We start from the raw sequence: 14475 nt of genomic DNA on the forward strand, positions 1-14475 counted from the left end.
AGGTGGCTGCAGAAAACAGGATTGCGGTCAATATGGGTAGGGCCACATGCGATAAGACCGCTTGACGATGTTCCACCGGTGCATCAGACCGCGTGGCTCAAAGATCAGAAAGGCCGCGATGACTCCACCCAGGAAAATATTCATCACTGCGAAAACAACGTCTCCGCTCAGGAAGGAAAAGTTCTCGACCAGTGAAGGGCCCACGATGGTGATCGTCTCCTGGGCAGTACGGATAACAAAAACGCCGATCAGCGCGCCCGTCACCGACCCCATGCCACCCACAATGATCATCGCGATGAACCATATCGAGTGGATCAGGGTGAACTGGTCAATCGCCACGAACCTGACGTAGTAAGCCCAGAGCCCTCCACCGATGCCCGCGTAAAACGCACCCAGCAAGAAGGCAAGTACCTTGGTGCGCACGACATTGATGCCCATCATTCCTGAGGCCACGTCGTCATCACGCACTGCCGCAAAAATTCGACCATGGCGGCTGCGTGCGACGCCGTAGGCGCCCGCAATCATGATGAAGGCCACTACCAGACACAGGTAGTAAATGCGGGTATCGGTGTTGAAAACGAACCCAAGGAACTGTGCTGGTTCCAGAGTGATGCCGTTAGATCCCCCCAGCCATTTGGCAGGCAGGTTGAGCACAAAAAAGTGGAACAAGATCTGCGCAGCAATCGTGGTCAAGGCAAGGTAAAAACCCTTTATGCGCATTGCGGTTAATCCGAACACCAGCCCAAAAAGCGCCGCGCACAGCCCGCCGATGGGCAAAGCCAGCCAGAAAGGCAGGTGGCCTTTCGTCGCTAGGAGCGCTGTTGCATACGCACCAACCCCCATGAACGCAGCTTGGCCCAAATTGATCTGACCCGCTAGACCAGTATTGATCTGCAGCCCCATGACCACCACTGCAGTAATCAGCATAGAGGTCATGATCGCCACCCAGCGGACCTCGCTGATCAGGGGCAGCGCAAACAGCGCGATAACAAACAGGCCCAATGCCACCGCCTGGCTGCGCGTGCGAATTAGTGCTTGGTCTTTGGCGAAAGAAGTCGCGAATACACCTGCGGGATCCATGCTCATACCCTCTCAATGGTTTTCCACCCGAACATGCCGGTGGGACGAATTAACAACACCACCAGCATGATGATGAAAGGAAAGACGGAGCCCAGCGCTCCCCCCACCAGGGGATCGAGATAGGCCGAAGCCAAACCCTGAATCACACCCACCAAAACACCGGCGATCAGCAACCCTGCGAGGGACTCCAACCCAGCCAGCAAGGCCACCGGCAAAGCAGCCAGGCCGATGTCGGAGCTCATCATGTTGATGGAGCGGCCACTCAAATGCACTATCGCCCCCAGTGTGGAAAGCACGGATCCCAGCACCCACGCAAAGGCAATGGAACGCTGCACCGAGATGCCCATGGACATGGCCACCTGGTGGTCTTCCGCCACGGCCGTCATGGTCAAACCAGCCCTTGTCCGGTTGAAAAACCAGGAGAGACCAACGCCGATGAAGATGGTCATAATTCCACCGTAGAGCATCGAACGGGAGACGATGAGATCGCCAACGATGATCGGATCCAGAGGAAAGATGATCGGAAAAGCACGCACCTGTGGGCCAAAAAGCACCAACACAACGCCTCGGATCAGAATCAAGAGACCGATCGTCACCATGACCATCGAGAAGACAGACTCTCCAACCAGACGGGCAAAAAATATCCGCTCAATCATGAAACCAAAAATTGCAGCACTAACGAATGCCACGGGCAATCCGACCCACAGCGGTAGACCCATCTGAATAATCGTCCACCACACCATGTAGCCGCCAAAGACCACCAACTCACCTTGTGCAAAGTTGAACACCTTTGACGCGCGATAGATCACGACGAACCCCATGGCGATCAACGCATACAGAAGCCCTGACAGCGCACCGTTTATCAGGTAATTAATAAAATCGATCATTTCCGTCCTCTGCTTCGGGCTGCGCCCAGGTGGTCTGACCCTGCGGCGTCCGTGTCATGGATGGACACCAGAGCCTCGAAATTGCCGCGCCGACCGTCCTGGTAGGTCACAGGAATATCGATACGCACGGCGTGCGAGCCGTCATATAAACCGTTGATCAGCGTGGCGTATCGCACCTCCAGGAATTCGCGCCGCAGCTTTCTCGAACGTGTTAGCTCGCCCTCGTCCGGATCAAGCTCTTTCGGAAAATTGGCGAATCGCTTGACTCGCGCATGCGCCGGCAAAAACTGGTTCACGCGGGCAATTTCCTGGCCGATCAACTCGGCGATCTCTGGCCGCTGTGACAGATCGGTGAAGGTTGAGAATCCGATCCGCTTGTCTTCTGCCCACCGCGACAGAACAGACATGTCGATATTGATGAGAGCGGCCACGAAGTCCCTTGTCTCGTCTCCCACCGTCATGATGTCCTTGATGAAGGGACTGAACCGAAGGCGTGTCTCGACGAACTGCGGCGGGAAGGTTTCGCCGCTGCGCAAGCGCTTCAAGTCCGACAACCGCTCCAGGAACACGAGCTCGCCTAGCTCCGTTTTCGTTACGGCATCGCCCGTGTAGAACCAGCCATCTTTCACCTTAGACTCTACGGAGCTCTCTCTGCGGTAGTAGCCCAGAAACGGGCTTCCGCCACGGATCTGCAGTTCGCCGTCCGCACTCAAGCGCCATTCCAATGGTGGGCCCGCCTCTGGATGCGCCTTCATCCAGTGTCCTACGGTCTCCAGATCAAATCGGTCACCCTGGTGGCATGTCAGCAACCCGGTTTCGGTGGAGCCATAGATGTTGCGCAGCGGTATACCCATGGCATGGAACATGCGAAACACATCTGGTGCCATGGTGGCACCACCGCAGCTGGCACAGCGCAGCCGGGTCAGGCCGAGCAGATCTCGCAACGGGCGCAGAACCAGTGCATTGGCGATAGGAAACAGCAACCGGTCCAGCAGGCCAACGGGTTTTCCATCCAAGCGCCCCACATTGACGGTGTGACCGATCTTCATGCCCCACTCGTAGACACCTCGTCGAATGGGTCCTGCGTCGAGCATGTGCGCCTGCACAGAGGACGCCATGCTTTCCCACTGGCGCGGAGCAAATGTCATACCTTCCACTGCCAATTCCCGAATGTTGGACAACACCTGCTCCGGGCCCTCAGGGAAGTTCACTACCATGGGCAATCCCAATCCCATGGTGATGCCATATATTTGTTCAGTGGCCCAGGATGGCGCGATGTAACTCAGGTATTCCATACCCGGCCTCACATCCATGGAATCGATCAAGCGCTGCGCGTTGTCGATTAAGAAGCGATGCGTGAGGATGACGCCCTTAGGCTGCCCCGTCGTGCCGGAAGTGTAAGAAAGAACCGCTATGTCATCGGGGGCTCCCGCATCCACTAGCGCGTCGTACATCTTTCCGTTACGTTGATGGATTTCACGCCCTTGCCGCTGCATGCCATCGAAGGTATGCAGGATGGGGTCGTTATACGACCACATCCCCGTTTCGTCCCAATACACAATGTGGCGCATCTTCAAAGTCTTGTTCCGGACATCCAGGCCCTTGTCAACCTGTTCTTGGTCCTGCGCGAACAAGATGACTGCTTCGCTGTCGTCCAGAAGATAAGCCACCTCCTCCGAAGTGAGGTCCGGGTACATGGATACAACTTTGCATCCCAGTGCATGCGCGGCATACTCGGCCCAGTAATGCTGTGGCTCATTCTCACCAATGATGGCAATGGTCTCGCCCGCTTTGACGCCCGCTTGGTGCATGCCCAGCGCAATCTCTCGAACGTTGCGCTGCACATCCGCAAAGCTGTACTCCCGCCAAATTCCGCGCTGCTTATGGCGCTGGGAAAGACGGCTGGGATTGGCATGCGCATGCTTGCGCAGCAACTGGGGAAGAGTCGCGATTTCGAGTTTCATTGGACGCCCTCTCCAAGGTAGGCTTTAAGCACAGCGGGATTAGCCTGGATTTCCTTGGGCGTTCCATCGGCGATCTTGCGTCCAAAGTCCAGCACAGCGATGCGGTCAGCTAGGTCCATCACCACACCCATGTCGTGCTCCACCAAAACAATAGGAATGCGCTTTGCCTCGCGCACATCCAGAATGAAACGTGCCAGGTCTTCCTTCTCTTCCGTATTCATACCGGCCATAGGCTCATCCATCAGCAGAATCTTCGGGTCTTGGGCCAGTGCGCGCCCCAAGTCCACGCGCTTGCGAAGCCCATAACCGAGGCTGCCCACCGGCACATGCCGGATGGATTCAATTTCAAGAAACTCAATGATTTCTTCCACTACCTCCCGATGCAAAACTTCTTCGCGCTTTGCCGGGCCGAAATGGAAAAACGACTGCACGAGATTGGCCCGCATGTGCATGTGGCGCCCCACCATCAGGTTCTCGATAACGGTCATGCCCGAAAAAATGTGCGTACCTTGAAAAGTGCGCGCCAGGCCCTGTGCCGCCACGTCGTGAACCGCCATGTCGCGCACGTTGCGCCCGGCCAGGGATATCTCGCCTTTCTTGGGGCGGTAGAACCCGCTCAGGCAGTTCATCAGAGAAGACTTTCCCGCTCCGTTCGGCCCGATGATTGCCAGCAGCTCGTCCTTGCGCACATCAATCGAAACATCATTCAGCGCCACAACTCCACCGAACTGCAGCAGCAGATTCTGGGCTGTCAGCACCACGCCTTCCCGCTGGCTTTGAATGGCTGCATTCATTGGCACCTCCACTCTGAATTCTTGGCTTTGTCCATCGAATTTCCTTCATAAGACCTTTGCAGGGTCTACGCATCCATTTGCGGGAATGCTCGCAGCGATCAATGGACCACGACTAACAACGGACACCCGCATCCAGGCTGATCGTGGTGGCATTCAAATAGGCGTTTTCCACAACGTGCCGAACCAGTCCACCGAACTCTTGTGCCTGCCCCATGCGATGAGGAAAGAGGATGACGTTGTCAATAATGTTTTGCGACACCTTCGTTGGCATGCCTGCAGACATGGCGGTCTCAAACAGACCAGGCGCCACGGCCACCACTCGGATTCCGTGTTGCGCAAGATCCCGCGCCACCGGAAGCGTCATTCCAATGACCGCCGCTTTGCTGGCGCTATATGCGGCCTGGCCCACTTGACCCTGCCACGCAGCACCAGATGACGTGTTCACGATGACCCCCCGTTCACCGTCGACATTGGGCTCGTTCTGCGACATGGCCAACGACGCATAGCGCACCACGTTGAAGGTCCCGGTCAGGTTGATGGCGATCACCCGGTTCCAAAGATCCATCGGGAATAACTCGCCCTTTGAAAGCGTCTTGCAGGGACCCAGAATTCCCGCGCAATTTACCGCCACATGCAGCGCACCAAATTCCGCCACTGCCGCGTCTACGCCAGCCTTCACACTGGCCTCGTCCGAAACATCAACCTTCTGGATTCGCACGCGCTCGCCCATCGGCAGCACCTCGCTCGCAAGGCGCTCTTCGTCCAGATCAACCGCCATGACGCTCGCTCCGGCCGCAAGCAATGCCTTGCAAGTGGCGAGCCCCAGGCCTGAAGCAGCTCCTGTGACGAAGGCAATGGTATTTTTGACATCCATACTATTTCTCTTGTCTCTTATTGAGTGCAGCGCTCAGCGCGCCAAGATGGTGATACAGGCAACAGCTTCTTCAATGCCCTCAAGACCGCCACCGTTTTCTGCCAGCGCAATCCTTGCGTCAGTCACCTGCCGCAGTCCGGCTTCCCCGCGAAGCTGAGTTACCAACTCATGGACTTGGGCAATACCGGTGGCCCCAACAGGGTGCCCCTTAGACTCCAGGCCGCCGGACGGATTAACGGGAATGCGGCCACCAATCCGGGTATCACCCCGCTCGGCAATCACACCGCCCATGCCGAACTCACAGAAACCGAGGTTTTCTGTCTGAATGATTTCACCCATGGCCGTGGCATCGTGCACCTCGGCCACCGAGATATCTGCTGGGCCAACACCCGCCAGCTCATACGCCTTGCGCGAAGCCAAAGCCGTGCAGTGGTTGGTGTAGTCGTCCTCGCTCCGGTCAGAACCGCTTTGCACCACGGCCGCCAACACCTTGATGGCACGTTTTTCATCGATGTTGAGGCGTTTGAGCGCCGAGCGTGTGCACAGGACGGCCGCTGCTGCGCCGTCAGACACAGGAGAGCACATGGGCAGGGTCAAGGGATAGGTGATCGGCGGCGCAGCAAGCACTTCCTCGATGCTGTAGGCCATCTGGTACTGCGACAGCGGGTTGTGCATGGAATGCGCATGGTTCTTGGACGACACGGCAGCCAACTGGCGCTGCGTCGTCCCGAAGGTGCGCATGTGCGATCGTGCAAACGCGGCATACACGTCCATGAAAACGCTGTACGGCCTGGGTGAGGTACTCCCCTCAGGCACAGCCACGTCGCGTCCCATCTTCATCAGCTCCGCACGGATCTCTTCTGCACGCGAGAGATCCCAGGCACTGTCAAACACCGAGAACATCTTGAGCTTGTCGGTTGAGAACATCTTCTCTGCACCAACGGCCAAAGCGACATCGCCAGCACCCGACTTGAGGTGATTGCAGGCTAGAACGAACGCCGACGAGCCGCTTGCACAAGCGTTTTCGACGTTCACCACCGGAATGCGCCCGATGCCCATTGCCCGTAGCGCAATTTGCCCACGAATCATGTGCTGGCCATCCATATGCCCTTGGGAAGTGTTGCCAAAAAAGGCGGCTTCCAGGTCTTCCTCTTGCAAACCCGCATCCGCCAAAGCAGCTGCAGTGGCCTCACGCGTGAGCGCCTTAATGTCCTTGTCCAGATGCCGACCAAAGGGCGTCATACCGACACCGACCACATAGATATCTTCCATCTTTCTTCTCCTTGGCAGGTTTCATGCAATCCATGCAACCAAAAAATTACTCTATATAAAGTTGTTTTACTTTAAAGTAAAATTAAAAAAAATTTGCTAGGGAAATCCCTTGGCAATCACATTCGCTGCTCAGCGCAGCGGCAGGAATCGCATGCCCCGCATGGTCTCAATATCGCCCTGCGCAGTCACGCCGTACAGGCCACGGGCCACGTTGTGGGGATGAGAGGCGGCTTCGGCCATGTTGAGCACCGGCGCGAAGCAACTGTCAGTGCCCTCCATCAGTGCATTCCAGTGCACACTGGGTTGCGAAGCAAAGCGCTGCGCGATCCGCGCCTTGAGAGACGGCCACGAAGACTTGTCCATCTGCTGCGCGGGATCCACATCCGTCAGCTCCAACTGCTTCAACAGCAAGGCATAGAACGGGGGCTCGATCGCACCGACCGTGATGTATCGGCCGTCGCTGCACAAGTAACGGTCGTAGAAGGGCGAGTCATGGAAGACACTGGGTTCACTGCCGTCCACGCCACCGCCTTGGCGAATCAGCTGCACAAGCGGCGACAGCATGGCCAACACATCCACGATGGCGCCGTCGACTACGCAACCCTGCCCAGTATTCCGGGCGCCAAGCAACGCCGACACCATTCCAAACCCGAGCCCAAGCGCACCGGCAGCATCCCCGACCACCGTAGGCGGAAGCATGGGGGGGTGTCCCGGCTGCTCGGTGAGCGACATCAGCCCCGTAAGAGCGACATAGTTCATGTCGTGCCCGGCTGCCTGGGCCAGCGGCCCATCCTGCCCCCAGCCTGTCATGCGTCCATACACAAGCCGCGGGTTGCGTTCACCGCATACATCGGGGCCCAGACCCAAGCGCTCCATCACACCCGGGCGGTTGCCTTCAATCACTCCGTCGCTTTGCGCGACCAACTCCAGCGCCTGCGCCTTGTCCTCCGCCCGCTTGAGATTTAACGTGACGCGCCGTTTACCACGAGACAAGAGCGCCCCGTCTTTCGGCGTTAGCTCGTCAGGCAGTGAGCCCGCACCGGGCCGCCCAACCACGGTCACGTCCGCACCCATTTGCATCAGCATGAACCCCGCCAAGGGCCCTGGGCCAATTCCCTCGAACTCAACGATCTTGATTCCAAGAAGCGGAGGCATTGGCGATCGCGTCTGAGTTTTCATCAAAAAATTCCACAAATTTAATTTTTTACTCTAAATTAAAATAATTGACTTGATAGTAATGGAAAACCCCATACCCACGAAAACCGAGGCAAAAGCAGAATCGACCCATGAACACACAAGTCACCAATGAAAGACAGATGTCGACGCCGGTTGTTATTTCAGAGGTCCGAAAAGGCAGCATGTGGATCCGCCTGAACCGGCCTGAGGCAATGAACTCACTGACCCCAGAGGTACTTCGAGGGATAGACCAGGCACTCAACGAAGCACAGAACCGGGCGGACGTGAGGTCCGTCGTCTTGACGGGCACTGGCCGGGCCTTCTGCGCAGGCGCCGACCTAAAGTACGTCAAGACACAAACGGGCGAAACTGGCACCATCGGCTTTCTGGACAGCGTTCTGGTCACCATGAACCGCATCGATCGCTTTCCAAAACCCGTGATCGCAGCCCTGAACGGCATCACCCTGGCGGGCGGACTAGAACTGGTGCTCTGCTGTGACCTCGTGCTGGCGGCACGCAGTGCCAAGATTGGCGACGCGCACGCCAACTACGGTCTACTCCCAGGCGGTGGAGGCTCGGTGCGCCTGCCACGAGTTATTGGCCCCACGCGCGCCAAGTACCTTCTATTCACGGGTGACTTCGTGGACGCAGCAGAACTGGTGGAGGCGGGCCTCGTCAACCAGGTGGTGGACGACGACCAACTCGAAAGCGCGACGCAGGCTGTGGCTGACAAGATCGCCAGCAAGAGCCCTCTGGGCCTGCGCCGCATGAAAGCGCTGATCGACGATGGCTTGCAACAGCCCCTGGACACTGCCTTACGGCTGGAGTTGCTGGCATCCGAAGTGCATGCACATAGCGCCGATCTCCACGAAGGCCTGGCCGCCTTCAACGAGAAGCGCGCCCCGCGCTTCACGGGCCACTGAGCCGGCAACGCCATGCGTACGTCCCCGACCACCAACCGATTCGAAGCGCTGCGCGCTTCGCAGCAATTCGCCTACGACCGCGCCCCCTCCATCCGCGCGGTCTATGAGCTTGCGACAATGACACCGCAAGATCTCCAAGGCCCGGCCGACCTCGCGCGACTCGCCGTCACAAGCAAGGATGCACTGCTTGAGAAGCAGCGCCAGTCACCGCCATTCGGTGGGTTTCTGGCGGCCGACGACGCATCCATCCGTCGGGTCTTTGTCTCACCGGGCCCCGTCTACGAACCCCAGTTGTTCGACGACGACACTGGCCACGGTTTTTCGCATGCATTCCGTCAGGCAGGCATCGGCCCGGGTGACCGCGTTCTCAACACATGGTCCTACCATCTTGTGCCAGCCGGCCTTTTGCTGGATGCGGGCATTGCCGCTACCGGAGCAACGCTCATCCCCTGCGGACCCGGCGGCGCCGAACAACAGGCGCAGCTCATCATGGAACTGGGCATCACCTGCATTTGCGCCTCCACATCCTTCTTCGTGACCTTGGTCGAAACGCTTGAGCGCATGGGCTACGACCTGCCTTCTCAATGGAAGGTCCGCTCCGCAATGCTGGGGGGCGAACTGGGTGACTGGATGGGCAAGCGCCGCAGGCTGGAGGAGAAGTACGCCATCCGCACGTTCTCAGCCTACGCCACCGGCGACTTCGGGCTGATTGCCTACGAGGAACCAGGACAAGTGGGCTACACGGTTCAGCCTGACCGGCTTGTCCAGATCTGCGACCCCCGCACCGGCGCTCCCCTTCCCCTGGGCGAACCAGGTCAAATAGTGGTCACCACGCTGGACAGCGGCTGGCCCCTGGTCCGCTTTGGCACAGGCGATGTGGCGCAAGCGCTGACCCATTCACCGGATGGTCTCGTCGAACGCATCAGCATGTTGCAAGGCCGAGTGGGCCAAGGTGTCAAAGTGCGCGAAATTTTCATCTATCCACGCAACGTGGAAGAACTGCTCATCCGGCTCCCTGCTATCGAACGTGCCCAGGTCATCGTTGGAAAACAACAGCATCGGGAAACCGCGACCTTGCGCGCAGTACTGACGCCAGGGGCCTCTCAGGACGCCACACAAAGTGACTTGATGGAAGTATTCAGGCAACTGACCCGCCTGAAGCTCGACTCAGTCGAGTGGCTAGTCCAGGAAGATATGCCCACTGACGCCCCCTTGTTGGTTGACAACAAGCATTGAAATCCTAAAAAGCGTTTGGTCTGATGCACCAGGTGGCTACACCGTCGCTCACCCCATGAAACGATAGTAATGATTGATCCCGCAGCCAATGCACTGACCTACCCATTCGAGCCACCAACACCACGCCACTGGGTCGAGGTCGCCCCTGGTGTGCGCTGGATCCGGCTGTCCATGCCATTCCGGCTCGACCACATCAATGTATGGGCCATAGACACCCATGATGGCTGGGTACTGGTAGATACCGGCCTGAACACCCCCGACACCGTTGCCGACTGGCTGGCCCTCATGGCGCAGGGGCCGCTGGCACGGCCGCTCCAAGGCGTGTACGCCACACACATGCACCCCGACCACATCGGCCTAGCTGGTTGGTTCACGCGTCGCGTTGGTGTGCCGCTGCACATGAGCCGCCTGGAATACCTGACCTGCCGCGTGATGCATGCCGACACTAACCGCGAGGCCCCGCCCGACGGCGTGCTCTTCAATAGGCGCGCCGGCTGGTCGGAGGCAGCCATTGAAAGCTACCGCAGCCGATTCGGCAGCTTTGGCAAACATATCCACGCTCTGCCCGAGAGCTACCGACGCTTGCAGGACGGCGATCACGTCCAGTTGGGTAAGCATGACTGGCGGATCATCACCACCGGCGGCCACTCACCAGAACATGCTTCTCTGTACTGCCCCGATTTGAAGCTACTGATCGCCGGCGATCAGGTACTGCCGAAGATTTCGTCGAATGTGTCGGTGTTCGCCAGCGAGCCACAGGCCAATCCGCTGAAGGAGTGGTATGGGGCGCTCGACAAGCTGATGAGGGATGTTCCCAACGATGTGTTGGTCCTCCCCTCTCACAACGAGCCCTTTTATGGACTGCATGAACGCCTTGAATCGCTCAGGTTGGGTCAAAATAGTGCTCTGGAGCGGCTGCGTCAGTCACTGTCTACCGGACCTCAACGGATCGTCGATGCGTTCGCTGCCCTCTTTAAGCGCGCCATCGGAGAGCAGGATCCGCAGCAACTGAGCCTGGCAACAGGTGAGGCCGTTGCTTGCATGAACTTTCTCATTGCACAGGGCACCGTAGAGTTCATGATGGACGAAAACGGGGTCGCGTGGCACTCAAAAAAGCTTGAAGGCGCTGTCGCCGAGGTCAAACGTTCTCCACGTGCCAACTTTGACTGACCCCGTCTCGATGGGGCGATAGCTATGGCGTCTGCTCTGAAGTCACCCTGCAATCCGCATGAATGCTGAGGCTTCTTGTGTATGCTCATCTCACGCTCACTGGGCGTACATCATGCTTAGCATGCATCGGCGTTCATCGCAGTCGCCAGGAGGCTGCTCGTAAACGGCCGCTATGAACCGCCCCGGGATTTAGGAACTCGTTTGGAGTCCGTTCAATGACTGCTTCGTGGCGAGTAGCGTGAGTCCGGCCACCGGTTGCCACCGTCCGCAACCGCTGCAAAGCCGACCTCTCACCAACTTGCCAAGTCACTCACGAAGCGGCCGCGACAGCCAAGGTCACATCTCCCCCACCCTGCCGCCAATCCCGCACATCCGCACACTCCCGCCCACATCCCGAGCACTGCAGCCTCTCGGTGTACGTCATCGCCCCCGACTCGTCCCGCGCCACCACCCGGTGGTAGCTGGTTGCACCACACGCACCGCAGCGATTGGGAGAGATGGGCGGGTTCGTTTGCATGGCACGGTGTGAAGTCTGGGCGCGGATCGCTGTCAGCCCGATGGTAGCAACCCACGCGGCATACGGGCCAGGTCGCACTTCGGCAACCTGGCTTGCTTTCATGCGACTTCAAGCAGCAAACGCCGCACCCAAGCGGCCCCAACCCGGGCAGGGATAGCACCTCTCGCGCGGAAACAGCGGCACGTCTGAGGGGTCCACCACGGAAACAACGACATGGCGACATTCAAGTCCCTGCCCGGGGGCAACGGATAAGGGGGTATTGGGATGGGGTACTGGGCGACCAGAGCACGGAGGTTCGGTCATGCTTCTCCGCCAGCGTCAACGTGTGGCCTTCTGGCGCGTTCATATGATGAGTTTGCATCACATATCATTCACATAATTCCAGTACAGAGGGGGAGACCGGACCATGCTGTCGCTTCAAACGCACCGTGTGCGCCCGGTCTTTCGCAGGCTGGCCTTGTTCTTGGCCAGTGCACTCGTCGCTGCTCCCGTGGTGGCAAGCCCGGCATCCATCTCTGAGTTCAACGCCGTCCTGGAGACCCAGGGGCCCTACTCCGCCCTTTTTCGGGTGAGTCCAGAGTCGGGCGACCTGGTCGGTCATGTGTTTCGGACGGACTCAGTGGTGGGTCGTCGGATCCTGGAGGGCTGTCTCGTGGGCATGCCTTGTGTCCTGGACAGCGTGCGCACCAGGGCGTTCGACAGTGCTGCGGGGTTTGGGCTGGGGTTTGCGGACCAGCCTGCGGGGTGGAGGGAGATCACTGCGGCCGAAGGGGCTCGGGTGGGTTCAGCCATTGAGGACTATCGCAGCGAGGTAGTGACCCGCTACGGGGTGATCGCTGCAGACCGGGAGAACCTGACCTTGCTGTGGCGCGGCAAGCCGCTGTGGCCTGCGGGGTCGGGGAGTTTTTCTGTGGTGCGCCATGTCTCTTCCTGGGGACGCGGGGAGTTGCTGCTGGTGCAAAACACCGGCGGCGCTGCCTGCCCTGCCTTGTACCGATGGATCGAGGTGTCTCAGCGGGGTGTCCATGTGTCGCCCGAGTTCGGGACTTGCTCCGATCTGGCCTACCCCTCTCTAGACGAGAGCCCCCGGGGCCAACCCCGGGCGGTGGTGCGCATGGTGGAGCACGTGGGACCGTTGGAGGCAGAGGCGCTGCGGCGCAAGGCGGGCCGCACCCGGGTGGAGTTCGTATTCAGCGGGGGGCAGCTCACACAGAACGGCCCGGGGGAGGCGCGGGGGAATGCGCCGTTGGATGCCCACCCGATCCAGCGGCACTCGCAAGCCACAGGCTCAGCCGGTGGACTTCGATGACCGGGAGGTTCTCGGGCGGGGTGTGGGTTTGGATTCAGGCGGTGGGCGCAGCAGGGTCCAGGGCTCAACGCCCAGGGCCTGGGCAAAGCGTCCGATGTTCTCCAGTGCGACGTTCCAGGTGGAGCGCTCAACGCCGGAGACATAGGTACGGTCCAAGCCGGTCTCATGGGCCAGGCGCTCCTGGGACCAGCCTTTTTCTACACGCAACAGACGGATCTGGTACGCGAGCACATCACGCAGGTTGTCGCTTGCTGGCAGGCGGGTAGGTCCGGAGGGTTTGGCAGGCACCCCGATAGGATGCTTTTTTGGTCTGTTTGCATCTACGGAGTTTGCTTTTCACTTAAATGAAGGAGAGGTCGGTATCGGATGGTTTGAGGTGGAGGTGGGTGGGTGTGTTTTCGGTTTTGGGGTTGATGGGTTTGTTGTCTTTTTCTATTTCCATACAGGAGGGTTGATCTATGCGTCAGTTGTCAGTGGTTGTTGTGGCCTGTGCGGCCTTGTTGTCGGGGTGCTTGGGCGGCGATGTTTCGCGCGTCAAGGAGTCGCGGATGAAGGGGTGGCCGGATTTCACGGTGGGGCAGTTGCTGGGTACGCGCAAGGCCTGTTCCAGTACGGAGTGGAAGAGCTTCACGGACACGCGGGATCGCAAGGTGGTGGAGTACAGCTGCACCTATGCGCCTGGCGAAAAGTTCATTCAAGAGAGAAGTGCAAGCGCTATCGAGGATGAAAAAGGCCAGCCAGCACGCGCTGCAGAGAGGGATGCGTACTACCTGGGCATTGAGCAAAAGCAAATCGATCATGCCCGTGCCCAGCTTCAAGATGCCATCGAGCGAGGCGTGCCGGTCAGCTCTTACGAACAAGCGATTGCGCGCACGGAAGCTGACTACGAGAGAAAGAAGCAGAGTCACGCCGAACGCGCGCCGAGGGAAGCAGAGCAGCACGCCAAGCGTCTGGCCAAGTTTGAGCGCCGCGCCGCCAATTTTCGGCAGGTTCTGGAAACGACTCAGTGGACTGTCCAGGATGGAGAGGTGGTCTATCTGGGCTCGAAGATACAAGCAGTCTTCAGTGATCGCGTCATCGATTGGCCCGTGAATCAGGTCTTCATCTTTGAGCATGCGGCCCAGAATTCTGCCGAGTTGACGGAGTCCTATCGCATCTACCTCGATCAGATGTGGGAACAGTATCAGTGACCACGCGTTCTCCAAGCAACCGTGTGTGAGTGCCCCTCCTGCGAACAGTCGCAGGGGGCTCCTAGCCCCCTCCTCCTCGCAGG

General features: G+C 58.8%; 13 protein-coding genes. 5 read left to right on the top strand and 8 right to left on the bottom strand.

The window, feature by feature from the left end; translation table 11 throughout:
• Window positions 1-27: 27 nt before the first annotated feature.
• The 7 genes from AC07Z7_RS04605 to AC07Z7_RS04635 form a co-directional block, all read right to left on the bottom strand.
• Entirely contained in the window at window positions 28-1086 is a 1059-nt protein-coding gene (locus tag AC07Z7_RS04605) for a branched-chain amino acid ABC transporter permease (RefSeq protein ID WP_260668949.1), read from the bottom strand.
• The gene (locus tag AC07Z7_RS04610) at window positions 1083-1967 is read right to left on the bottom strand and encodes a branched-chain amino acid ABC transporter permease (protein ID WP_056743883.1); all 885 of its coding nucleotides are present in this window, start codon (window positions 1965-1967) and stop codon (window positions 1083-1085) included. Before AC07Z7_RS04610 ends, AC07Z7_RS04605 begins: the two co-directional genes overlap by 4 nt.
• Complete coding sequence (locus AC07Z7_RS04615; protein WP_066788817.1) at window positions 1964-3931, bottom strand: AMP-dependent synthetase/ligase; 1968 nt, start codon at window positions 3929-3931, stop codon at window positions 1964-1966. Before AC07Z7_RS04615 ends, AC07Z7_RS04610 begins: the two co-directional genes overlap by 4 nt.
• A complete protein-coding gene (locus AC07Z7_RS04620; RefSeq protein ID WP_066788815.1) occupies window positions 3928-4725 on the bottom strand; it encodes an ABC transporter ATP-binding protein in 798 nt (265 codons plus the stop codon). Before AC07Z7_RS04620 ends, AC07Z7_RS04615 begins: the two co-directional genes overlap by 4 nt.
• Window positions 4726-4837: 112 nt before the next feature.
• The gene (locus AC07Z7_RS04625; RefSeq protein WP_056642823.1) at window positions 4838-5599 is read right to left on the bottom strand and encodes an SDR family NAD(P)-dependent oxidoreductase; all 762 of its coding nucleotides are present in this window, start codon (window positions 5597-5599) and stop codon (window positions 4838-4840) included.
• A 33-nt stretch (window positions 5600-5632) separates the two neighbouring features.
• Window positions 5633-6871, bottom strand: a complete 1239-nt coding sequence (locus AC07Z7_RS04630; protein ID WP_066788812.1) for a thiolase family protein — start codon at window positions 6869-6871, stop codon at window positions 5633-5635.
• Window positions 6872-7000: 129 nt separating this feature from the next.
• Complete coding sequence (locus AC07Z7_RS04635; RefSeq protein ID WP_421563350.1) at window positions 7001-8050, bottom strand: CaiB/BaiF CoA transferase family protein; 1050 nt, start codon at window positions 8048-8050, stop codon at window positions 7001-7003.
• Window positions 8051-8157: 107 nt separating this feature from the next.
• Here AC07Z7_RS04635 and AC07Z7_RS04640 point away from each other — a divergent pair, with 107 nt between their 5' ends.
• The 4 genes from AC07Z7_RS04640 to AC07Z7_RS04655 all read left to right on the top strand — a co-directional run bounded on the left by AC07Z7_RS04640 (window position 8158) and on the right by AC07Z7_RS04655 (window position 13202).
• On the top strand, window positions 8158-8970 hold the full coding sequence (locus AC07Z7_RS04640; RefSeq protein WP_304305519.1) for an enoyl-CoA hydratase/isomerase family protein: 813 nt from the start codon (window positions 8158-8160) through the stop codon (window positions 8968-8970).
• A gap of 12 nt (window positions 8971-8982) precedes the next feature.
• Window positions 8983-10206, top strand: a complete 1224-nt coding sequence (locus AC07Z7_RS04645; RefSeq protein ID WP_066788308.1) for a phenylacetate--CoA ligase family protein — start codon at window positions 8983-8985, stop codon at window positions 10204-10206.
• Window positions 10207-10275: 69 nt separating this feature from the next.
• The gene (locus tag AC07Z7_RS04650; RefSeq protein ID WP_066788307.1) at window positions 10276-11376 is read left to right on the top strand and encodes an MBL fold metallo-hydrolase; all 1101 of its coding nucleotides are present in this window, start codon (window positions 10276-10278) and stop codon (window positions 11374-11376) included.
• 923 nt (window positions 11377-12299) lie between these two features.
• Entirely contained in the window at window positions 12300-13202 is a 903-nt protein-coding gene (locus AC07Z7_RS04655) for a hypothetical protein (protein ID WP_494765472.1), read from the top strand.
• Here AC07Z7_RS04655 and AC07Z7_RS04660 read toward each other — a convergent pair.
• Window positions 13182-13490 carry a helix-turn-helix domain-containing protein gene (locus AC07Z7_RS04660; RefSeq protein ID WP_494765473.1) on the bottom strand — a complete coding sequence of 103 codons (309 nt, stop codon included), beginning with the start codon at window positions 13488-13490 and terminating at the stop codon, window positions 13182-13184. The two genes, AC07Z7_RS04655 and AC07Z7_RS04660, sit on opposite strands and share 21 nt — an antisense overlap.
• Window positions 13491-13660: 170 nt before the next feature.
• Between AC07Z7_RS04660 and AC07Z7_RS04665 the strand changes: the two genes are divergently transcribed.
• A complete protein-coding gene (locus tag AC07Z7_RS04665) occupies window positions 13661-14392 on the top strand; it encodes a hypothetical protein (protein ID WP_494765474.1) in 732 nt (243 codons plus the stop codon).
• Window positions 14393-14475 lie beyond the last annotated feature (83 nt).

Source organism: Acidovorax sp. GW101-11A03, from assembly GCF_059424825.1.

Bases quoted from the DNA above. Each gene is read 5' to 3' on its own strand.
- AC07Z7_RS04605 (WP_260668949.1), bottom strand. From the start codon at position 1,086: ATGAGCATGGATCCCGCAGGTGTATTCGCGACTTCTTTCGCCAAAGAC.
- AC07Z7_RS04610 (WP_056743883.1), bottom strand. From the start codon at position 1,967: ATGATCGATTTTATTAATTACCTGATAAACGGTGCGCTGTCAGGGCTT.
- AC07Z7_RS04615 (WP_066788817.1), bottom strand. From the start codon at position 3,931: ATGAAACTCGAAATCGCGACTCTTCCCCAGTTGCTGCGCAAGCATGCG.
- AC07Z7_RS04620 (WP_066788815.1), bottom strand. From the start codon at position 4,725: ATGAATGCAGCCATTCAAAGCCAGCGGGAAGGCGTGGTGCTGACAGCC.
- AC07Z7_RS04625 (WP_056642823.1), bottom strand. From the start codon at position 5,599: ATGGATGTCAAAAATACCATTGCCTTCGTCACAGGAGCTGCTTCAGGC.
- AC07Z7_RS04630 (WP_066788812.1), bottom strand. From the start codon at position 6,871: ATGGAAGATATCTATGTGGTCGGTGTCGGTATGACGCCCTTTGGTCGG.
- AC07Z7_RS04635 (WP_421563350.1), bottom strand. From the start codon at position 8,050: ATGAAAACTCAGACGCGATCGCCAATGCCTCCGCTTCTTGGAATCAAG.
- AC07Z7_RS04640 (WP_304305519.1), top strand. From the start codon at position 8,158: ATGAACACACAAGTCACCAATGAAAGACAGATGTCGACGCCGGTTGTT.
- AC07Z7_RS04645 (WP_066788308.1), top strand. From the start codon at position 8,983: ATGCGTACGTCCCCGACCACCAACCGATTCGAAGCGCTGCGCGCTTCG.
- AC07Z7_RS04650 (WP_066788307.1), top strand. From the start codon at position 10,276: ATGATTGATCCCGCAGCCAATGCACTGACCTACCCATTCGAGCCACCA.
- AC07Z7_RS04655 (WP_494765472.1), top strand. From the start codon at position 12,300: ATGCTGTCGCTTCAAACGCACCGTGTGCGCCCGGTCTTTCGCAGGCTG.
- AC07Z7_RS04665 (WP_494765474.1), top strand. From the start codon at position 13,661: ATGCGTCAGTTGTCAGTGGTTGTTGTGGCCTGTGCGGCCTTGTTGTCG.